Below are 19,889 nucleotides of genomic sequence, written 5' to 3'. Positions count from 1 at the left end.
TGAGGTAAAGCTGATGGCTATGCAGATTGCAGTGCTCGATGACTGGCAGGACGTGGCGAGCGGCGTTGTGGATTGGTCGGTGCTGGAGCCGATTGGCCAGGTCAGTTTCCTCCATGATTACCCCGCCGACACCGACACATTGGCCCAGCGCCTGGCTGACTTTGCAGTGATCTGTGTGATGCGCGAGCGCACCCGATTCGACGAGGCGTTGCTGCGCCGTCTGCCGAAACTCAAGCTGCTGGTGACTGGCGGCATGCGCAATGCCGCCCTCGACCTGCAAGCTGCAGCCGCCTTGGGCATCCAAGTCAGCGGCACGGACAGCTACAAACACGCCGCGCCGGAACTGACGTGGGCGCTGATCATGGCCGCCACCCGCAATCTGGTGCAGGAAGCCAACGCCCTGCGCGCCGGGAAATGGCAACAAGGCCTGGGCGGTGACCTGCACGGCAAGACCCTGGCGATTCTCGGCCTTGGCAGCATCGGTCAACGGGTCGCACAGTTCGGCCAGGTGTTCGGCATGCGGGTGATCGCCTGGAGCGAAAACCTCACCGCCGAACGCGCGGCGCAGGTGGGCGTGACCTACGTCAGCCAGCAGGAATTGTTCGAACAGGCTGACATCCTGTCCGTGCATCTGGTGCTCAGCGACCGCAGCCGTGGGTTGGTCGATGCCCAGGCGCTGGGCTGGATGAAGCCGACGGCGCTGCTGGTCAACACCGCACGCGGACCGATTGTCGACGAAGCAGCACTGATCAAGGCCTTGCAGAAAAAACGCCTGGCCGGCGCGGCGCTGGATGTGTTCGAGCAGGAGCCCTTGCCCGAGCATCACCCGTTTCGCACGCTGGACAATGTGTTGGCCACCCCCCATGTCGGTTATGTCAGCCAGCAGAACTATCAGCAGTTCTTTTCGCAGATGATCGAAGACATCCAGGCGTGGTCGGCGGGGACGCCTATCCGCCTCCTGGCCTGACACCGCGTCGGCTTCATCGCGAGCAAGCTCGCACACAGCTAATCCGCCCCCCTCTGTAGGAGCGAGCATGCTCGCGATGGAGGCCCAGACAACGCGGGGCATCAGGCAGCCCTCATCATCGTTGACGACCATCGCGGGCAAGCCCGCTCCCACAATGGGCCGGGCAAGCCGCAGGATGTGCAGTCGACACAAAACCCTGTAGGAGCGAGCTTGCTCGCGATGGAGGCAAGAACACCGCGCAGGCGGGCCATCGAATAAAATCTCCCTGTGCGGTGTTCATGGTTCAGAACCCTGATCCGCTGCGGAGACTCCCTGCATGAACGTCCGTCTAGCCGTTTTCACCACCCAGTTGCTGCTCGCCGTCGCCTTGTGCAGCACCCTCGCCCTGGCCAACGGCGATGACAATGAGCCGGCAAAGCCCAATTGCCCCAAAGGCCAGGTCTGGGACAGCAAGTCACAGCGGTGCGTGCTGCAAACCAGCCGCCTCGTTCCGGACGCCGACCGTACCGACTACGCTTATCGCCTGGCCAAGGACGGCCGTTATGGGGAAGCCCTGGCATTGCTCGATACACTTGAAAACCCGAACACCGCCAAGGCCCTGAACTATCGCGGCTATGCCACTCGAAAACTGGGACGCACCGACGAAGGCATCAAATATTACCTACAATCGGTAAAGCTCGATCCACAGTACGCGCAAGTGCGTGAATACCTCGGTGAAGCGTATGTGATCAAGGGGCGGTTGGACCTTGCGCAGCAGCAGTTGCAGCTCATCCAGTCGATCTGCGGCAACACCTGCGAAGAATACCGGGACCTGGCCGAAACCATTCAGGGCGCATCAAAGACTTGAAACAACGGAGGTCGCTATCGCCAGCGATCAGGCAATACGAGCAGAGTTGGGCCAGCACCTGGCGCGTTTATGGCGCTACGGCCTGCTGTTGTCTCGCCAGCGGCATGTCGCCGAGGACCTGGTGCAGGCGACCTGCGTGCGGGCGCTCGAACGTGCCGGGCAGTTTGTTCCGGGTACCCGCATGGATCACTGGCTGATGACCATCCTGCATTCGATCTGGCTCAACGAAGTGCGCTCGCGCCGGGTGCGCCAGGGGCTCGGCCAGGTGGACGTCGATCACGTCCCGGCGTTCGATGGCGAGCACGCCGCCCTGACCCACGTGCTCGCCTCGCAGGTGATCCGGCGCGTCGATGCACTGCCCGAAGCCCAGCGCGAAACCGTGTTTCTGGCCTATGTAGAGGGCTTGTCCTACCGCGAAGTGGCGCAGGTGCTGGATGTCCCCATTGGCACAGTCATGAGCCGCCTGGCCGCCGCCCGGGCAAAACTGGCCGAGTACCCGCCCTTGCAGGCGGTACCGAACCCTTCCACCGGAGAACGTCGATGAACGAACGTGCACGACCATCGGACGAGCAACTGGTGGCGTACCTCGATGATGAGCTCGACACCGACCAGCGCAACCGCGTCGAGGCGGCCATCGCTGAAGACTCGACACTCAACCTGCGCCTGCAATGGCTGGACCGCAGCAGCCTGCCGTTCTGCCAGGCCTATGACGAACTGGCGACTCAGGCGCCGGTGGATCGCCTGCAGGCGATGCTCGACACCTTGCCGGCCCCCGCCCGGCCGCCGGTGAGCAGGCGCTGGTTTCTGGCAGCCGCGGCCAGCCTGGTGCTCGGCGGCGTCCTTGCAGACCGCCTGTACCTGGGTTGGCGCGCCACTCAGGTCAAACACAACTGGCGGGGTCTGGTCGCCGATTACATGTCGATGTATGTGCCGCAGACCCTGGAACACCTGCCCGTCGATGACCTCTCCCATGGTGCGCAACTGCGCACGATCGATGCACGCCTTGGCGTGAACCTGTCGCCCGCGCAACTGGCCCTGCCCAGGGCGCAGCTCAGGCGTGCGCAGATCCTGGAATACGACGGCGTGCCCATCGCCCAGATTACCTACCTGGATCCGGCCCACGGAGCCCTGGCGTTATGCGTCACGCTGTCCAACACCGGCAGTCGCCACTTTGCCCACGAGCGCCGGCATGGCATGAACGTGGTGTATTGGGCGGACATGGAGCACGCCTGGATGCTGATCGGGCGTAACCCGGCACCGGAACTCGAAGAGATGGCCAAACTGTTGAAGAGCCGACTCAATGCGTGAGCGCCGGCCTCGGCGGCAACGGGCCTGCGCCGGCTTTCAGCCGGTGTTGCCATCGTCACTGAACTTGCGCAGGTCCAGGGCCCTGGGGAACTCGCCCGCCCCGTCTTCCATCAGGACCGTGTAACTGACCCGGTCGCCGACGAGGAAATAGTCCTCACCCTGCGCGGTAATGTTGTGCCCGATGCGTACAGCCATCCTGGGGTAGCCGTCCCTGGACATGACGATGGCGAACTGCGTCGACAGGTCATCTACCCTGACATGCCGGATCGCACTGATCGTGCCTTCGGCGTGTCGTTTTATTATCAGTGCTCCCATTTCCACCCTCCTGCCGTACGCAGCTGTGCAAGCCCGACGGCGAAGGGTCATGAAACGCCTAAAAGGTCCTTGTGGCTACTGTCAGGTTTGACAGGTCAGGGAACAATCAGACAGGCGCCGGCAACCACAGGCGGAACCGTGCGCCACCTAACGGCGACGCTTCGACCGTCAGGGTGCCACCCTGCACTTCCAGTGCCCGACGGCTGATCGCAAGCCCAAGTCCAAAGCCGCCCGTCGCCCGGTCACGACTGCGGTCCAGGCGATAGAACGGTTCGAAGATGCGCTCGCGATCATCGTCCGGAATGCCGATGCCGTCATCGTCGACCCAGATTTCACAGCCTTTGGGACACACCTGCACGCCGACCTTGATGTGCTTCTCGCAATAACGCATGGCATTGCGCAGCAGGTTCTGAATCGCCCGGGCGGTCAGGCGCGGGTCGAGAAGGAAGCGTTCGAGCTGCCCGTGCAGCATCACGTCGATGACGATTTGTGGCGATTCCAGCTCCTCGTCGATGCTGCCCAGAATACTGTCGATGAACTCGTCCAGCGCCACCTCGACCCGTTCCAGCAGGCGCACAGGGTTTTGCAGCCGGCTGTAGGACAGCAATTCCAGCACCAGCTCATCCAGCTCGCGGATGTGGGCAATCAAGCCTTGCAAGCGCTCGCGACTGGCGGCTGGCAAGTCGTCGGACAGTGCCAGCGCCAGGCCGAAATCCAGGCGCGTCAAAGGCGTGCGCAATTCGTGGGACACCGCGTTCAACAAATCGCGCTGCTGATTGAGCAAGCTCTCGATGTCGCCGGCCATGGTGTCGAAGACATTGGCCAGACTGCCGATGTTGGACCTGGCGGCGATCTGCGTGCGCTCGCTCAAGTGGCCTTTGCCGAAGCGCTCCGCCGTTGCCTTGAGGCGTTCAAGGTCATGCCAGTGCGCGCGCAACCACACCAGCAGGCACGCGAGCATGGTCGCGCCGATCAGGACGTTGATGCTCCAGTACAACAGGCTGACGTCCATCGGATCCGGCGGCACGACCATTTGCACCACGCGGTGCGCATTGAGCGGCGCCACCGCCAGCGTGCGCCACCCCCAGTCGCCGACCCGCACCACGTTTTCGCCACGCTGCAAACGCTTCTGCTCGGCCTGGGTCAGGCTGTCGTCGTCGATGGAACTGAGGACGATGTGCAGCGGTTCGAACTGCTTGTCCATCTCGGCCGCCAGCGCCGGCCATTCGGACTCGGGCACGCTCTTGAACTGCCTGACCATCAGCGATTGCAGGCCACGGGAGTAATCGAGGTTGTAGGTGAGAAAGCGTTCCTGGAACACCTTGACCACCACGTCCGGCACCAGGTAAATCGCGGCGCTATAGGACACGATTGTCACCAGGTACAAGCGGAAGAGGATTCTGAACATCGTGTCAGCATTCCCACTCGGAACGGCTGAACAGGTAACCCTTGCCCCACACCGTCTTGATCTTGCGCGCCTCGCCGGCGTGGTCGTCGAACTTTCGCCGCAGCTTGGAGATCGCCACGTCCACCGAGCGGTCGGTGCCGTTGAATTCGATGCCGCGCAGGCGTTGCAGAATCTGGTCACGGCTGAGCACTTCGCCGGCATGACGCGCCAGCACCACCAGCAGGTTGTATTCGCCGCTGGACAATTCCACCAGATGCCCGCGCCAGCTCACGGTGCGTTCGGACAGGTCGATGCACAGGTTGCCCATGAGGATGCGGTCGTTGGCGGTCTGCGGTTCACTGAGACTGCTGCGGCGCAGCAAGGTGCGCACGCGGGCCAGCAACACGCGGGGCTCGCAGGGTTTGGTGACGTAGTCATCGGCGCCCATTTCCAGGCCCAGCACCTGGTCGTGACTGTCGTCGCGAGCGGTGAGCATCAGGATCGGCAGCGTCGCCGAATCGGCGCGCAGCAAGCGGCAGACCTGCAAGCCGTCGAGCCCCGGCAGCATCAGGTCGAGGATCACCAGGTCCGGCGGATCGACGCGCGCCCGCTCGCGCACGTGGTCGCCGCGGCTGATGACGCTGACGCAGTAGCCGTTGCGTTCCAGGTAGCTGGCAATCAGTTCGGAGAGCGCGCTGTCGTCTTCGACCAGGAGAATGTTGGGCATGGGGTGTTTCCAAAGGGGTGCGGGGGTGCCGGGTAAATCGCTATCGCGGGCAAGCCCGCTCCCACAGGTTCGGTGGTGTTCATGTGATTTGTGAACAACACAAAACTCTGTAGGAGCGGGCTTGCCCGCGATGGGGCCAGCCCAGGCACAATCAATTCCAAGCCGTAAAGGATATACGCCCTCACTCGTCCCTGACTAAAACCCTTACACAATTTCACACAGCACCTACAAAGCTTCACCGCTACCCTCGCCAGCTCCCCGTAGGATGCGGGGCTCATTATTGGGGTATTTACATGTCCAAGAACCTGCTTGCCAGGCTGAGCCTGCTGGCCCTGGCGTTGACGCTCAGTGCGTGCGACCGGGCCTCGACCGCCGAGGCAGAGGCGCCACTGGCCAGCGTGCGTATCGAAACCCTCGAAGCCCGGCCACTGTCGATCACCAGCGAACTGAGTGGGCGAATTGCCGCGCCACGCATCGCCGAAGTCCGCGCCCGGGTGGCCGGCGTGGTGTTGCAGCGCGTGTTCCGCGAAGGCAGCGATGTGAAGAAGGGCGACGTGCTGTTTCGCATCGACCCGGCGCCGTTCAAGGCCGATCTGGACAGCGCCGAAGCCGAGCTGCGCAAGGCCGAGGCCAACGCCTTCCAGGCGCGCCTGCAAGAGCAACGCTACGCCCAGTTGATCGAAGATAAGGCCATCAGCGGCCAGGAGTACGACAACGCCCGCGCGGCCGCACGACAAACCGCTGCCGAAGTCGCCGCCAACAAGGCAGCGGTTGAGCGGGCCAAACTCAACCTTGGCTACGCCACCGTCACCGCACCGATTTCCGGGCGCATCGGCCGGGCGCTGGTCACCGAAGGCGCACTGGTGGGGCAGAACGAAACCACGCCACTGGCCCTGATCCAGCAACTGAACCCCATCCATGCCGACCTCACTCAATCGACCCGCGAACTCAACGACCTGCGCCGGGCCTTTCGCTCCGGGCAACTGAAGGAAGTCGGCCAGGGCGAAGCCCGGGCCACGCTGATCCAGGATGACGGCAGTGCGTACCCATTGCCCGGCAAGTTGCTGTTCACCGACATCACCGTCGACCCCGGCACTGGCCAGATCATCCTGCGCAGCGAATTCCCCAACCCGGACCTCGACCTGCTGCCAGGCAGTTTCGTTCGCGTGCGCCTGGAGCAAGCCGTCAACCAGCAGGGCATCAGCGTGCCGCAACGGGCCATCCAGCGTGACAGCGCCGGGATCGCCCAGGTGTTGCTGCTCGATGCCGAGCAGCGGGTTGGCCAGCAACCGATCGAACTCGGCGCTGTGCAGAACGATCGCTGGATCGTCACCGCCGGCCTCAAGCCGGGCGACCGTATCGTCGTCGAAGGGCTGCAACACGCCAAGCCTGGCGACAAGGTGCAGATCGACGACTCCCCTCTTCCACTTGCCCAGGTCACTGGCCAGTAAGCAGGACGCTTTTGTATGCCGCAGTTCTTTATCGATCGCCCGGTGTTCGCCTGGGTGGTTGCCCTGTTCATCCTGCTGGCCGGCGCCCTGGCCATTCCGCAATTGCCCGTGGCGCAGTACCCCGATGTCGCACCGCCACAGGTCGAAATCTACGCCGTGTACCCGGGTGCCTCCGCGCAGACCGTGGACGAAAGCGTGGTCAGCCTGATCGAGGAAGAACTCAACGGTGCTGACCACCTGCTGTATTTCGAGTCCCAGAGCAGCCTCGGCAGCGCCACGATCAAGGCGACCTTCCAGCCCGGCACCAACCCGGAGCTGGCCCAGGTCGATGTGCAAAACCGCCTGAAAGTGGTCGAGTCGCGCCTGCCCCAAGCGGTCAATCAGCAAGGCTTGCAGGTGGAAAAAGTGTCCGCCGGTTTCCTGTTGCTGATCACCCTCACCTCCACCGACGGCAAACTCGACGACGTGGCGCTCAGCGACTACCTGGCGCGCAACGTGATGAACGAAATCAAGCGTCTGGACGGTGTGGGCAAAGCGCAGCTCTATGGTTCCGAACGGGCCATGCGCATCTGGATCGACCCGAAGAAACTGATCGGTTTCAACCTGACTCCGGCGGACGTCAACACCGCCATCGTCGCGCAGAACGCCCAGGTCTCGGCCGGCAGCATCGGCGACCTGCCGACCCGCACCACCCAGGAGATCACCGCGACCATCCTGGTCAAGGGCCAACTGTCCACCCCGGAAGAATTCGCTGACATCGTGCTCAAGGCCAACCCCGACGGCTCCACGGTGCGCATCGGCGACGTTGCACGGGTGGAGATCGGCAGCCAGGATTACCAGTTCGGCACCCGCCTGAACGGCAAGCCCTCCACCGCCGTCGGCGTGCAGTTATCACCCGGCGCCAACGCCCTGAGCACCGCGACCCTCGTACGGGCGAAGATGGACGAGCTGTCGCGTTACTTCCCGGCCAACGTCGAATACAAGATCCCGTACGACACCTCGCCTTTCGTCAAGGTTTCGATCACCAAGGTGGTGTACACCCTGCTCGAAGCAATGGTGCTGGTGTTCGCCGTGATGTTCCTGTTCCTGCAGAACATCCGCTATACGCTGATCCCGACACTTGTGGTGCCGGTGGCGTTGATGGGCACCTTTGCCACCATGCTGGCGCTGGGGTACTCGATCAACGTGCTGACCATGTTCGGGATGGTGCTGGCCATCGGCATCCTGGTGGACGACGCCATTGTCGTGGTGGAGAACGTCGAGCGGATCATGGTCAGCGAAGGCCTGTCGCCCAAGGACGCCACGCGCAAGGCGATGCAGCAGATCACCGGCGCAATCATCGGCATCACCCTGGTCTTGGTGGCGGTGTTCATTCCGATGGCGTTCATGCAGGGTTCGGTCGGGGTGATTTACCGCCAGTTCTCGTTGTCCATGGCCACCTCGATCCTGTTCTCGGCGTTCCTGGCCCTGACCCTGACACCGGCGCTGTGCGCAACTTTGCTCAAGCCGATTGCCAAGGGCGAGCATCACGCCAAGGGCGGGTTCTTCGGTTGGTTCAACCGTCGCTTCGAGCAACTGACCGAGCGTTATCAGGGCTGGGTCGGTCATGCGCTGAAACGCAGCGGCCGTTACCTGTTGATCTACGCCGTGCTGCTGGTGGGCCTGGGCCTGTGCTTCAGTCGCCTGCCATCGTCCTTCCTCCCAACCGAAGACCAGGGCTACACCATCACCGACATCCAACTGCCACCCGGCGCGAGCCAGAACCGCACGGTGCAGGTGGTGGAGCAGATCGAGGCGCACAACGCCGGCGAACCCGGCGTCGGTGACAGCACGGTGATCCTGGGCTTCAGCTTTTCCGGCAGCGGACAGAATGCCGCGCTGGCCTTTACCACGCTCAAGGACTGGTCGGAACGCGGCCGCGACGATGCCGCCAGTTCGATTGCCGACCGCGCCAACATCGCACTGAGCGGGATCAAGGACGCCATGGCGTTCGCCGTCCTGCCGCCTCCGGTGGACGGCCTGGGCACCTCCAGCGGTTTCGAGTTCCGCCTGCAAGACCGTGGCGGCCTCGGCTATGCGACGTTGATGCAGGCGCGCACTGAGTTGCTGGCGGCCGCCGAGAAAAGCCCGGTCCTGATGAATGTACGCGAAAGCGCCCTGGCCGAAGCGCCGCAGGTGCAGTTGATCGTTGACCGTAAGCAGGCCAATGCCCTGGGCGTGTCCTTTGCCGATGTCGGCAACGTGCTGTCCACGGCCGTCGGCTCAGCCTACATCAACGACTTCCCCAACCTGGGGCGGATGCAGCGGGTGGTGGTCCAGGCCGAGGGCGATCAACGCAGCCAGGTGGATGACCTGCTGAAAATGCATGTGCGCAACACCGAGGGCAAAATGGTCCCGCTGGCGTCCTTTGTCCAGGCCAGATGGACCCAGGGCCCGGCGCAACTGACCCGCTATAACGGCTACCCGGCCATTGCCATTTCCGGTGAACCCAAACCGGGGCACAGCACGGGTGAAGCCATGGCGGAAATCGAGCGGCTGGTCGCACTGGGGCCGACGGGGCTCGGTCAGGAATGGACCGGGCTGTCGTTGCAGGAACGGTTGTCCGGCAGCCAGGCACCGATCCTGCTCGGGTTGTCGCTGCTGATCGTGTTCCTGTGCCTGGCGGCCTTGTACGAGAGCTGGTCGATTCCGACCTCGGTGCTGCTGGTGGTGCCGCTCGGCGTCCTCGGCGCGGTACTGGCGGTGACCTTGCGCGGCATGCCCAACGATGTGTTCTTCAAGGTCGGGCTGATCACCATCATCGGCCTGTCGGCGAAGAACGCGATCCTGATCATCGAGTTCGCCAAGAGCCTGTACGACGATGGCCATGACCTGATCGACGCGACCCTGCAAGCGGCACGCCTGCGCCTGCGCCCGATCGTCATGACCTCGCTGGCGTTCATCCTCGGTGTGGTGCCACTGGCCATCGCCACCGGCGCCAGCTCGGCCAGCCAGCAGGCCATCGGGACCGGGGTGATCGGCGGCATGATCACCGCGACCCTGGCGGTGGTGTTCGTGCCGGTGTTTTTTGTGGTGGTGATGAAGTTGGTGCGGGGTCGTAAACAAAGCTAACCCAGAGCCTCAATGACCTGTGGGTGCGGGCTTGCCCGCGATGAGGCCGGCACATCCAGCATCAATGGCGACCGGTCCGCCGCCATCGCGGGCAAGCCCGCTCCCACAGAGAGCAGAGCACCTCATTGATCTGGGGTGCTAAGGTATCCACACCTCCCCCACCCCCGAGCCTCCATGCCCTTCCTCGCCCGCACCCACCCTCGCCTGTCCGCCGCTGCCACCTTCGCCGTGGCAGTGGGCATTCTGGCGCCGGTCGATTCGATCATCAGCAAAGTCCTCATTGGCTGGAACGCCGGGGTCTGGACCTATCTGGTCTTGATGTTCTGGCTCGCCACCCGCGCCAGGGCACCGGACGTCAAGCGCATCGCCGAGGTCGAAGACGAGAACGCCGGGCTGGTGCTGTTGCTGGTGTGCATCGCCGCCATCGCCAGCCTGGCGACCATCGCCTTCGAACTGGCCGGCAGCAAGGAGCTGGCCACCGCCCCAAGGCTGCTGCATTACGGTTTTACCGCGCTGACCGTCATCGGTTCATGGTTGCTGATCGGCGTAATCTTCAGCGTGCATTACGCCCGCCTGTTCTACACCTGCACCGGCAAAGGCCCCGCCCTGCGTTTCGCCGAGGGCCTGACCACCCCCAACTACTGGGACTTCCTGTACTTCTCCTTCACCATCAGCGTAGCGGTACAGACCTCCGATGTCGGCGTGGCCACGCGCGAGTTGCGCAAGATCGTGCTGGCGCAATCGCTGATCGGTTTTCTGTTCAACACGGCGATACTCGGGTTTTCGATCAACATCGCTGCCGGACTGTTCAACTGAACCGCTGCACAAACGTTCTAGGCATCACGCGCGTCGCTACGGTTAAATAACCCGGCAATCCGCCCCACAGGTGCAGCATGACGACTCACAACTGGATCGACCTGGCCCAGGATGCCGACACCGGTATCGAGACGCTGCGCGCGCATTTCGAGGGGCACGCCTACGATCCGCATTGGCACGACAGCTACCTGGTGGGCGTGACCGAGCAAGGGGTGCAGCAGTTCAATTGTCGAAGGGCCAGGCACCAGAGCACGCCTGGCAAGGTGTTCATGCTCGAACCCGGTGACATCCACGACGGCGAGGCGCCAACGGAAGATGGTTTCACCTACCGCATGCTTTACCTCGATCCGCAGTGGCTGACCCGCGAGATCAGTACGCTGTTCGACAAGGCCCCGGACCACGGCGAGCTGGGTTTCGCCCACACGCTGACCACCGATGCGACGCTGGCCCGGGCCACTGCGCTGGCCTTTGAAACCCTGCACCATGGCGAACTCAAGATCGTGCGCCAGACGGCCCTCGATGGCTTGCTCGAACGCCTCACCACGCACCTGCACTGGCGCGCCCGCTACGGCGACGACCCGCGCCTGCCGCAGGTGGCGCACAAAGCGCGTGAGTACCTGCACGCCCATGCCCACGAAGACATCGGACTCGACCAACTGGCCCTCGCCACCGGTGTCGATCGCTTTCGCCTGACCCGTGCGTTCAAGGCCGCCTTTGGCATCGCTCCCCACGCCTATCTGGTGCAACTGCGCCTGGCCAGCGCCCGGCGCATGTTGGCCCATGGCGAGCATCCGGCGACGGTGGCGATGGCCCTGGGCTTTGCCGACCAGAGCCACCTGGGTCGCTGGTTCGTGCGCGCCTATGGCCTGACGCCGGCGCTGTACCGCAAGCGCTGCTCAAATCTTCCAGACAGCTGAACCGTGGGCTTGTGAAGATCGGGTTCATGATCTTCACCGGAGTTGCCCGCGATGTTCGCTTCCTTTCCGACGTTCCTGCCTTTCCTGTTGTTCGCCTTCGTGGCCTCGATCACTCCGGGTCCCACCAACATTCTGGTGCTGAGCAACAGCGCTCGTTATGGTCTGGGCGCAGCACTGCCGATCATCCTGGGTGCCTGCGCCAGTGCTGCGACCATCGTGCTGCTGGTCGGCACCGGCGCCGGCTCGACATTGACCGCCCTGCCGGGCGTGCAAACCGTCATGCAATGGATCGGCGTCGCCTGGTTGAGCTACCTGGCCTGGCAGATCTTCAGTGCTCCCGCGCAGGCGCTGGATGCCCAGGACCCCAAGGGCCGGCTGGGGCTGGTCGGCGCGGCGAGCCTGCAACTGATCAATCCGAAAACCTGGATGATGGCGTTGGCGGTGGTCAGCGTGTTTGCCGGTGCGGGGGATGAACGCCTGAGCCATGTGCTGGTGCTGTCGCTGGCGTTTTTCCTCATTTCCCTCCCCTGCCTCGGGGTGTGGGCGCTGCTGGGGGCGGGGTCGGTGCGCTGGTTGCGTTCGCCCGGCGCGGTGCAACGTTTCAATCGCTGCATGGCCTTGTTGCTGCTGGGGTCGGCCTGGCTGAGCATGTTGGCGTGAGCCCCGCTCGTCGATCCTTGTCAGACAATTTTCCTCTCGGGGTTGACGACTCATCCAATTCTGGCGTTTTATGAAACCGGTTTCAGTGCAACCTCACACCGCACTGAAACACTATAAATCCAATAACAAGGTTTCAGCCCGTGAACGACTTTTCCGCCGCCCAACGCAGCCGCGTCACCATGCTCGACGTCGCCGAATACGCCAAGGTGTCCAAGGCCAGCGTCTCGCGCTTCATCGGTGACGACCGTGCCCTGCTCTCCGAAGCCACGGCCCAGCGCATCGAGCAGGCGATTGCCGAACTCGGCTACCGGCCGAACCAGATGGCGCGGGGGCTGAAACGCGGGCGTACCCGCCTGATCGGCATGCTGGTGGCCGACATCCGCAACCCCTACTCGATTGCCGTGATGCATGGCGTGGAGACCGCTTGCCGCCAACATGGCTACAGCCTGGTGGTGTGCAACACCGACCGCGATGACGAACAGGAACGCCAGCACCTGGCGCTACTGCGTTCGTACAACATCGAAGGCCTGATCGTGAACACCCTCGGCCACCACCGCGACCAGTTGCACGAACTGCACCGGGAAATGCCCATGGTGCTGGTGGACCGCAAGGTCGAGCACCTGGACAGCGACCTGGTCGGGCTGGATAACCCCGCCGCCGTCGAACTCGCCCTCAGTCATCTTGAAGAACGCGGCTACCGCGATGTGCTGCTGGTGACCGAACCCTACGACGGCACCAGCTCGCGGATCGAGCGAGTCAGCAGTTTCAAGAGCGGCATCGCCAGGCGCACGGCGCTGCGTGGCACGCTGGTCGAGACCGGCAGCGACTTGACTGCTCAACTGAAAAACTTCCTCGACAACCCCGGTCCCGGCCCGAAAGCGCTGTTCTGCGCCAACGGTGTGGCGGCACTGGCCAGTTCCCAGGCGCTGCGGGATTTGCAGTGCGACCTGTTTGCCGATGTTGGCCTGATAGCCCTCGATGACCTGGATTGGTATCCGCTGGTGGGCAGCGGGATTACGGCGCTGGCGCAACCGACGGAACAGATTGGCGCGAGTGCGTTTGAGTGTCTGCTCAAGCGCTTGCGCGGGGATGTTGGGCCGGTGAAGACCCTGGATTTTTCGGCGCGGTTGATGGTTAGAGGGTCGACGCTGGGAAATTTGCGGTGAGGCCTGCTCGCGATAGGGCCCTCAAGACTCCACACCCTTTTTTTGAACAAAAATGAAACCGGTTTCAGAGGTACAAAAACAATGCACAAACCACCCGTTGCCATCAGCCTGTCCAGTTACGGCGCCGACCTCGTGCGTCAACGCGGCCAGGGCAGTTTCATCGAAATCCTGGCGGCCGCCGGAGCCAGCCGCATCGAGTGGCGGGAAGAATTGCTGACCACCGAAGACCCGCAGCAACTGGCGACCGCCACCCAGGCAAAGGGCCTGGAAAGCCTCTATTCCTCGCCCATGGAACTGTGGCTGGCCGGTCAGTCCAGGCCCAACCCAGAACTGGTGACCGCCCTGCAACGCGCCCAGGCCTTTGGCGCCAAATGGCTGAAAGTGTCGCTGGGCTATTTCAACGACAACAACGACCTGTCCGCCCTCGCCCGCCTCCTGGCCACCAGCCCGGTGCAGTTGCTGGTTGAAAACGACCAGACCCTGCACGGCGGGCGCATTGAACCGTTCCAGCGTTTTTTCGCAGCGGTCGAGCAACACCAGGTGCCCGTGAAAATGACCTTCGACATCGGCAACTGGCATTGGCAGGACCAGTCCGCCAGCAGCGCCGCACGCCTGCTCGGGCGCCATGTCGGCTACGTGCACTGCAAGGCCGTTTCCCGCCGCGCGGATGGCAAGCTGGTGGCCATGCCGCCCGCCGCGAGCGACCTGCATCTGTGGGAACAACTGCTGCGGCACATGGCCCAAGGCGTGATGCGGGCCGTCGAATATCCGTTGCAAGGCGAAGACCTGGTGCAGCTCACCCGTGCTCACGTCACCGCCCTGAGCAGCCTGGGACAAACCCGCCTGGAGCACGCCCATGTCTGAGATCGATATCCTTTCGTTTGGCGAAACCATGGCCATGTTCGTCGCCGATCACAACGGTGACCTGGCCAGCGTCGATCATTTTCACAAACGCATCGCCGGGGCGGACAGCAACGTCGCCATCGGTCTGTCGCGATTGGGCTTCAAGGTGGCGTGGCTGAGCCGGGTTGGTCGGGATTCCCTCGGTCGATTCGTGGTCGACACGTTGCAGAAGGAAGGCCTGGATTGCCGCCACGTCGCCGTCGACAGCGACCACCCGACCGGTTTCCAGCTCAAGTCGCGCACCGACGACGGCGACGATCCACGGGTCGAGTACTTCCGCCGTGGTTCGGCGGCCAGTTTTCTGGCACCGCAGTCGATCGTTGCCGAGTTGCTCGGCGCACGGCACCTGCACGCCACCGGCATTGTGCCGGCGCTGTCGGACAGTGCGCGGCAGATGTCGTTCGAGCTGATGACGCGCATGCGCGAGGCCGGGCGCAGCGTGTCTTTCGACCCCAACCTGCGCCCCAGCCTGTGGGCCAGCGAACAACAGATGATCACCGAAATCAACCGCCTCGCCGCCCTCGCCCACTGGGTCTTGCCGGGGCTGAGCGAGGGTCGCCTGCTGACCGGTTTCGAGGACCCGGCCGACATCGCCGCGTTTTACCTCGACCAGGGCGCTGAAGCGGTGGCGATCAAGCTCGGGCCCCATGGTGCTTATTACCGCACGCACATGGATCAGGGCTTTGTCGCCGGCGTGCCAGTACCCACCGTGGTCGACACCGTCGGCGCCGGCGATGGTTTTGCCGTCGGCATGATCAGCGCCCTGCTGGAAAACCACAGCTTCGCCGACGCCGTGAAGCGCGCCAACTGGATTGGCAGCCGGGCGGTGCAGAGCCGGGGGGATATGGAGGGGTTGCCCACTCGGCTGGAGATGTCTGTTGAGTTCGAGGCCGCCATCGCGGGCAAGCCCGCTCCTACAGGGCAACGCATTCCACTGTGGGAGCGGGCTTGCCCGCGATGAGGCCCGCCCAGTCACCGAAGATTTTGAAACCGTTACCTGCTGCGACAAAAACAACAAGCTCAGGAGCACCACTGATGAAAACCGCTACCCTCGCCACCCGCCGCTGGTGGTACATCATGCCCATCGTGTTCATCACCTACAGCCTGGCGTACCTGGACCGCGCCAACTACGGCTTTGCCGCCGCCTCCGGCATGGCGGCCGACCTGATGATCACGCCTGGCCTGTCGTCGATGCTCGGCGCCCTGTTTTTCCTCGGCTACTTTTTCTTCCAGGTGCCGGGGGCGATCTACGCGCAGAAACACAGCGTGAAGAAACTGATCTTCGTCAGCCTGATCCTCTGGGGCAGCCTGGCCACCCTGACCGGCATCGTCTCCAACGCCTACTGGCTGATCGTCATCCGCTTCATGCTTGGCGTGGTCGAAGCGGCGGTGATGCCGGCGATGCTGATCTACCTGTGCCACTGGTTCACCCGGGCCGAACGCTCGCGGGCCAACACCTTCCTGATCCTCGGCAACCCGGTGACCATGCTGTGGATGTCGGTGGTCTCGGGCTACCTGGTGCAGCATTACAGCTGGCGCTGGATGCTCATCATCGAAGGCCTGCCGGCGGTGCTCTGGGCATTTATCTGGTGGCGACTGGCCGATGATCGTCCGTCCCAGGCCAAATGGCTCAACGACCAGGAAAAGCACGACCTGGAGAGCGCCCTCGCGGCGGAACAAGTGGGCATCAAGGCCGTGAAGAACTACGCCGAGGCCTTCCGCTCGCCGAAAGTGATCCTCCTGGCCCTGCAATTTTTCTGCTGGAGCATCGGTGTCTACGGCTTCGTGCTGTGGCTGCCGTCGATCCTCAAGGCCGGCGCGCAGATGGATATGGTCGAGGCCGGCTGGCTGTCGGCGCTGCCGTACCTGGCGGCGGTGATCGGCATGCTGCTGGTGTCCTGGGGCTCGGACAAACTGCAAAAACGCAAACGTTTCGTCTGGCCGCCGCTGCTGATTGCCTCGATTGCCTTCTACGGTTCCTACGCGCTGGGCGCCGAACATTTCTGGTGGTCCTACACCCTGCTGGTGATTGCCGGCGCGTGCATGTACGCCCCCTATGGGCCGTTCTTCGCGATCATCCCGGAAATCCTCCCGGCCAACGTCGCCGGTGGCGCCATGGCCCTGATCAACAGCATGGGCGCGCTGGGTTCATTTGGCGGCTCGTACCTGGTCGGCTACCTGAACAGCGCCACTGGCTCACCCGGCGCGTCGTACCTGTTGATGAGCGGCGCCTTGATGGTATCGGTGCTGCTGACCCTTGCCCTCAAGCCTGGTGCCAGCGACCGGGAGCGTCCCACGGTGACCTTGAGCCGCCCAGCCCACCCTTGATTTGATAGAGACACCGACGATGAAAAAGCAGGTTGTGCTGTACAAGAAACTCTCGCCGATGCTGATGGCTCGCCTGCATGCGCAGACCGACGTCACCCTGATCGACAAGCTCGACGCCGACGGCCTGGCGCAACTGCGCGCCGCCCTGCCCCGTGCCCACGGGCTGCTCGGCGCCAGCCTGAAACTCGACGCCCAACTGCTCGACCTGGCGCCCCACCTGCAAGCCATCGCCAGCGTGTCGGTGGGCGTCGACAACTACGACATCGACTACCTGACCGAGCGGCGCATCCTGCTCAGCAATACGCCGGACGTGCTCACCGAAACCACCGCCGACACCGGCTTCGCCTTGATTCTGGCCAGCGCCCGGCGCGTGGTGGAACTGGCGAACCTGGTGCGCAACGGCGGCTGGCAACGCAACATCGGCCCGGCGCAGTTCGGCAGCGATGTGCACGGCAAGACGCTGGGCATCATCGGCATGGGGCGCATTGGCGAGGCCGTCGCGCAACGCGGGCATTTCGGCTTTGGCATGCCGGTGATCTACCACAGTCACTCGCCCAAGCCGGCGGTGGAACAGCGCTTCGATGCGCAATACCGCAGCCTGCCGCAGCTGTTGCAGGAGGCGGATTTTGTCTGCCTGACCCTGCCGTTGACCGCCGAGACCGAGGGGCTGATCGGTGCCGAGCAATTTGCGTTGATGCGCCCCCAGACCATCTTCATCAACATTTCCCGAGGCAAGGTGGTGGACGAAGCGGCGATGATCGAGGCGCTGCGTTCGGGGCAGATTCGTGCGGCAGGGCTGGACGTGTTCGAGCGCGAGCCGCTGGAGCCGGACTCGCCGTTGTTGCAGTTGGACAATGTGGTGGCGACGCCGCACATCGGCTCGGCCACCCACGAGACCCGGGAGGCGATGGCGGCGTGTGCGGTGGACAACTTGCTGGCCGCGCTGGCGGGGGAGCGGCCGAGGAACCTGGTGAATGGGGGGGCTTGGCGGGGCTGATTGCTTGTGGTGATTGTGCGGGCACTATCGCGGGCAAGCCCGCTCCCACAGTGGCCTGCGGCGTTCACAAGACCTGTAGGAGCGGGCTTGCCCGCGATGAGGCCCGCACACACACCCTGAAACCTCAGGCCCGCCTCGCCTCCAGCATGTCGGCGGCACACAGCGCGATCCGCCGACAGGCATCGGCCAGTTGCGCCTGTCCCACCACCAGGCCCAGGCGGATATGGCCTGCCGCGCTCGGCCCGAAGGCTTCGCCGGCCAGCACCGATACGCCATAACCCTCCAGCAACCGCTCGGCGAAGTGCTGGGCGGTGAGCCCGGTTTGCCGCACATCCACCATCACGAACATGCCGCCGTCTGGGCGGACGGCCCGCAGCCCCGGGCAGGCATTGAGGTGGGCGCACACCAGGTCACGGCGCTGGCGATACTCTTCCCGCATCAGCGCCACTTCCGGCAAGTCCTGAATCAGTGCCCGTTGCGCCGCGTTCTGGATGAACTCGGGAATGCCGAACAGCATGCACAACGACAAATGCTCCAGATGATCGGCCAGGCGTTTGGGCCCGATCACCCACCCTACCCGCCAACCGCTCATGGCGTGGGATTTGGACAGGCTGTTGATGGTCGCCGTGCGCTCGGCCATGCCCGGCAGGCTCGCCGGGCTGATGTGTTCGCCTTCATACAGCAGGTCGCTGTAGACCTCGTCACTGATCAGCCACAGGTCATGGCGCACGCACAGAGCGGCCAGCTCCTGCCAGACCAGCAACGGCAAACTGGCGCCGGAGGGGTTGTTGGGGCTGTTAAGCAACAGGGCACGGGTTTTCGGGGTGATCAGCGCCGCGACTTCGGTCGGATCGACCCGAAAGCCGTTTTCCGGGCGCACCGCCACCGGCCGCACCGTCGCGCCAATCGCGCCGAACACCCCTTCGTAGGTCACGTACATGGGTTCGGCGACGATCACTTCGTCGCCAGGGTCCAGCACACACTGCGCCACCGAATACACCGCACACTGGGCGCCGGGCATGACGACAACCTGTTCGGCACTGACCTCCTGGCCGCTGCGCAGGCGGTGACGACGGGCAATGGTGTTGCGCAACCCTTGAGTGCCACGCACCGGCGGGTAATGCGTATCGCCTGCCAGCAGGCTGTCGATGGCGGCGTGAACGATGGGCGCGGGCGTGTCGAAATCCGGGTCGCCAATCGACAGCAACAGCACGTCCACGCCCTGCTCGCGCAACGCCAGCGCGCGATCATGGATCCGCCAGGCCGCCGCGCCGTCGCCGGCAATACGTTGGGTCAGGGCTGAGTAGCGCATGGGGTCTCCTTGGGCGCGATTGCTCCTTGGCTCAACCCTATCTGAAATCTGTAAACCCGCCAGTGCGCCACGGGAAATCGGCGAGCTGACGTAAAAAATCACGGGCGGTCATTTTTTTTCAAGGGCAAAAAACCGGGTTTTCAGCGACTTACACACGAGGCCCAAGCCACCTGTAATTTGTGACAGGTTCCATCCATTTCCATTCGGGATATAAAGAAACCGAACCTGTCTGCACAGGATTCCGAAAAAGCGTCGCGCGTACCTGCCCTGCCGGGCGGGAGGCAGTTGCGTTGCCCGCAATCATGAAGAAAGTTGGGAGCCCTCCGCCATGTACCGTGTCCATTCAGACTCATACCCCTCAACACCTGCCCAGTCCTCCTATCACACCCGTGCGCCTGACATGGCCACGGCGATCAACCTGACCAAGCGCGAGCGCGAAATGCTGCAGTGGAGTGCGGCGGGCAAGTCGTCCTGGGAAATCGGCAGGATCTGCAACTGCAGCGAAGCCGGGGTGAACTATCACTTTTCCAACATCCGCCGCAAATTCGGCGTGAATTCCCGGGGTTGTGCGGTGGTCAAGGCGTTGGAGTTGGGGTTGATCGAGTTGCCGTAAGTTTCTCTCCTGCCTAACCATGCGTCGTAAGCAACTAGATTGGCGATCCGAAAAATGCCGTGTT

At 63.5% G+C, this 19,889-nt stretch carries 19 protein-coding genes; 15 read left to right on the top strand and 4 right to left on the bottom strand.

Annotated elements, in window-relative coordinates:
• The first annotated feature begins 13 nt into the window (after nucleotides 1-13).
• The 4 genes from AB4N33_RS04355 (at nucleotide 14) to AB4N33_RS04340 (ending at nucleotide 3,122) form a co-directional block, all read left to right on the top strand.
• Nucleotides 14-967, top strand: coding sequence for a D-2-hydroxyacid dehydrogenase family protein (locus tag AB4N33_RS04355; protein ID WP_476456540.1), 954 nt, complete (start codon nucleotides 14-16; stop codon nucleotides 965-967).
• 316 nt (nucleotides 968-1,283) lie between these two features.
• Nucleotides 1,284-1,814, top strand: coding sequence for a tetratricopeptide repeat protein (locus AB4N33_RS04350; RefSeq protein WP_460123453.1), 531 nt, complete (start codon nucleotides 1,284-1,286; stop codon nucleotides 1,812-1,814).
• Nucleotides 1,815-1,860: 46 nt separating this feature from the next.
• Entirely contained in the window at nucleotides 1,861-2,358 is a 498-nt protein-coding gene (locus tag AB4N33_RS04345; protein ID WP_460123450.1) for an RNA polymerase sigma factor, read from the top strand.
• Nucleotides 2,355-3,122 (top strand): anti-sigma factor family protein, encoded by a 768-nt coding sequence (locus tag AB4N33_RS04340; protein ID WP_460123447.1) that lies wholly within the window; start codon nucleotides 2,355-2,357, stop codon nucleotides 3,120-3,122. Before AB4N33_RS04345 ends, AB4N33_RS04340 begins: the two co-directional genes overlap by 4 nt.
• A 36-nt stretch (nucleotides 3,123-3,158) precedes the next feature.
• Here AB4N33_RS04340 and AB4N33_RS04335 read toward each other — a convergent pair whose 3' ends face one another.
• The 3 genes from AB4N33_RS04335 to AB4N33_RS04325 all read right to left on the bottom strand — a co-directional run bounded on the left by AB4N33_RS04335 (nucleotide 3,159) and on the right by AB4N33_RS04325 (nucleotide 5,551).
• Nucleotides 3,159-3,437: a hypothetical protein gene (locus tag AB4N33_RS04335; RefSeq protein ID WP_460123444.1), complete on the bottom strand. Its 279-nt coding sequence runs from the start codon at nucleotides 3,435-3,437 to the stop codon at nucleotides 3,159-3,161.
• Between the two features lie 106 nt (nucleotides 3,438-3,543).
• Nucleotides 3,544-4,845: an ATP-binding protein gene (locus tag AB4N33_RS04330; RefSeq protein WP_460123440.1), complete on the bottom strand. Its 1,302-nt coding sequence runs from the start codon at nucleotides 4,843-4,845 to the stop codon at nucleotides 3,544-3,546.
• A gap of 4 nt (nucleotides 4,846-4,849) precedes the next feature.
• Complete coding sequence (locus AB4N33_RS04325; protein ID WP_460123438.1) at nucleotides 4,850-5,551, bottom strand: response regulator; 702 nt, start codon at nucleotides 5,549-5,551, stop codon at nucleotides 4,850-4,852.
• Nucleotides 5,552-5,844: 293 nt separating this feature from the next.
• Between AB4N33_RS04325 and AB4N33_RS04320 the strand changes: the two genes are divergently transcribed.
• From AB4N33_RS04320 to AB4N33_RS04275, 10 genes are all read left to right on the top strand, one after another.
• A complete protein-coding gene (locus AB4N33_RS04320) occupies nucleotides 5,845-7,002 on the top strand; it encodes an efflux RND transporter periplasmic adaptor subunit (RefSeq protein ID WP_476456539.1) in 1,158 nt (385 codons plus the stop codon).
• A gap of 15 nt (nucleotides 7,003-7,017) precedes the next feature.
• Nucleotides 7,018-10,113, top strand: coding sequence for a multidrug efflux RND transporter permease subunit (locus AB4N33_RS04315; protein WP_476456538.1), 3,096 nt, complete (start codon nucleotides 7,018-7,020; stop codon nucleotides 10,111-10,113).
• 174 nt (nucleotides 10,114-10,287) lie between these two features.
• Nucleotides 10,288-10,929, top strand: a complete 642-nt coding sequence (locus AB4N33_RS04310) for a DUF1345 domain-containing protein (protein WP_460123433.1) — start codon at nucleotides 10,288-10,290, stop codon at nucleotides 10,927-10,929.
• A 77-nt stretch (nucleotides 10,930-11,006) separates the two neighbouring features.
• Complete coding sequence (locus AB4N33_RS04305; protein ID WP_476456537.1) at nucleotides 11,007-11,846, top strand: AraC family ligand binding domain-containing protein; 840 nt, start codon at nucleotides 11,007-11,009, stop codon at nucleotides 11,844-11,846.
• 51 nt (nucleotides 11,847-11,897) lie between these two features.
• Entirely contained in the window at nucleotides 11,898-12,506 is a 609-nt protein-coding gene (locus AB4N33_RS04300; protein WP_476456536.1) for a LysE family translocator, read from the top strand.
• Between the two features lie 140 nt (nucleotides 12,507-12,646).
• A complete protein-coding gene (locus AB4N33_RS04295) occupies nucleotides 12,647-13,672 on the top strand; it encodes a LacI family DNA-binding transcriptional regulator (RefSeq protein WP_476456535.1) in 1,026 nt (341 codons plus the stop codon).
• A gap of 81 nt (nucleotides 13,673-13,753) precedes the next feature.
• Nucleotides 13,754-14,536: a sugar phosphate isomerase/epimerase family protein gene (locus AB4N33_RS04290; protein ID WP_476456534.1), complete on the top strand. Its 783-nt coding sequence runs from the start codon at nucleotides 13,754-13,756 to the stop codon at nucleotides 14,534-14,536.
• A complete protein-coding gene (locus tag AB4N33_RS04285) occupies nucleotides 14,529-15,536 on the top strand; it encodes a sugar kinase (RefSeq protein ID WP_476456533.1) in 1,008 nt (335 codons plus the stop codon). The genes AB4N33_RS04290 and AB4N33_RS04285 overlap by 8 nt, the downstream gene beginning before the upstream one ends.
• 74 nt (nucleotides 15,537-15,610) lie before the next feature.
• A complete protein-coding gene (locus AB4N33_RS04280) occupies nucleotides 15,611-16,903 on the top strand; it encodes an MFS transporter (RefSeq protein ID WP_476456532.1) in 1,293 nt (430 codons plus the stop codon).
• Between the two features lie 19 nt (nucleotides 16,904-16,922).
• Nucleotides 16,923-17,900: a 2-hydroxyacid dehydrogenase gene (locus AB4N33_RS04275; protein ID WP_476456531.1), complete on the top strand. Its 978-nt coding sequence runs from the start codon at nucleotides 16,923-16,925 to the stop codon at nucleotides 17,898-17,900.
• A gap of 124 nt (nucleotides 17,901-18,024) precedes the next feature.
• Here the strand turns inward: AB4N33_RS04275 and AB4N33_RS04270 are convergent, their stop codons facing one another.
• Entirely contained in the window at nucleotides 18,025-19,212 is a 1,188-nt protein-coding gene (locus tag AB4N33_RS04270) for a pyridoxal phosphate-dependent aminotransferase (protein ID WP_476456530.1), read from the bottom strand.
• A 400-nt stretch (nucleotides 19,213-19,612) separates the two neighbouring features.
• Here AB4N33_RS04270 and AB4N33_RS04265 point away from each other — a divergent pair, with 400 nt between their 5' ends.
• Nucleotides 19,613-19,825 (top strand): LuxR family transcriptional regulator, encoded by a 213-nt coding sequence (locus AB4N33_RS04265; RefSeq protein ID WP_476456529.1) that lies wholly within the window; start codon nucleotides 19,613-19,615, stop codon nucleotides 19,823-19,825.
• Nucleotides 19,826-19,889 lie beyond the last annotated feature (64 nt).

Source organism: Pseudomonas sp. S1_E05 (genome assembly GCF_056337105.1).
This window is presented reverse-complemented; position numbering and strand designations above follow the sequence as displayed.

Bases quoted from the DNA above. Each gene is read 5' to 3' on its own strand.
- AB4N33_RS04335 (WP_460123444.1), bottom strand. From the start codon at position 3,437: ATGGGAGCACTGATAATAAAACGACACGCCGAAGGCACGATCAGTGCG.
- AB4N33_RS04330 (WP_460123440.1), bottom strand. From the start codon at position 4,845: ATGTTCAGAATCCTCTTCCGCTTGTACCTGGTGACAATCGTGTCCTAT.
- AB4N33_RS04300 (WP_476456536.1), top strand. From the start codon at position 11,898: ATGTTCGCTTCCTTTCCGACGTTCCTGCCTTTCCTGTTGTTCGCCTTC.
- AB4N33_RS04265 (WP_476456529.1), top strand. From the start codon at position 19,613: ATGGCCACGGCGATCAACCTGACCAAGCGCGAGCGCGAAATGCTGCAG.
- AB4N33_RS04355 (WP_476456540.1), top strand. From the start codon at position 14: ATGGCTATGCAGATTGCAGTGCTCGATGACTGGCAGGACGTGGCGAGC.
- AB4N33_RS04305 (WP_476456537.1), top strand. From the start codon at position 11,007: ATGACGACTCACAACTGGATCGACCTGGCCCAGGATGCCGACACCGGT.
- AB4N33_RS04320 (WP_476456539.1), top strand. From the start codon at position 5,845: ATGTCCAAGAACCTGCTTGCCAGGCTGAGCCTGCTGGCCCTGGCGTTG.
- AB4N33_RS04310 (WP_460123433.1), top strand. From the start codon at position 10,288: ATGCCCTTCCTCGCCCGCACCCACCCTCGCCTGTCCGCCGCTGCCACC.
- AB4N33_RS04275 (WP_476456531.1), top strand. From the start codon at position 16,923: ATGAAAAAGCAGGTTGTGCTGTACAAGAAACTCTCGCCGATGCTGATG.
- AB4N33_RS04350 (WP_460123453.1), top strand. From the start codon at position 1,284: ATGAACGTCCGTCTAGCCGTTTTCACCACCCAGTTGCTGCTCGCCGTC.
- AB4N33_RS04325 (WP_460123438.1), bottom strand. From the start codon at position 5,551: ATGCCCAACATTCTCCTGGTCGAAGACGACAGCGCGCTCTCCGAACTG.
- AB4N33_RS04285 (WP_476456533.1), top strand. From the start codon at position 14,529: ATGTCTGAGATCGATATCCTTTCGTTTGGCGAAACCATGGCCATGTTC.
- AB4N33_RS04315 (WP_476456538.1), top strand. From the start codon at position 7,018: ATGCCGCAGTTCTTTATCGATCGCCCGGTGTTCGCCTGGGTGGTTGCC.
- AB4N33_RS04340 (WP_460123447.1), top strand. From the start codon at position 2,355: ATGAACGAACGTGCACGACCATCGGACGAGCAACTGGTGGCGTACCTC.
- AB4N33_RS04290 (WP_476456534.1), top strand. From the start codon at position 13,754: ATGCACAAACCACCCGTTGCCATCAGCCTGTCCAGTTACGGCGCCGAC.
- AB4N33_RS04280 (WP_476456532.1), top strand. From the start codon at position 15,611: ATGAAAACCGCTACCCTCGCCACCCGCCGCTGGTGGTACATCATGCCC.
- AB4N33_RS04270 (WP_476456530.1), bottom strand. From the start codon at position 19,212: ATGCGCTACTCAGCCCTGACCCAACGTATTGCCGGCGACGGCGCGGCG.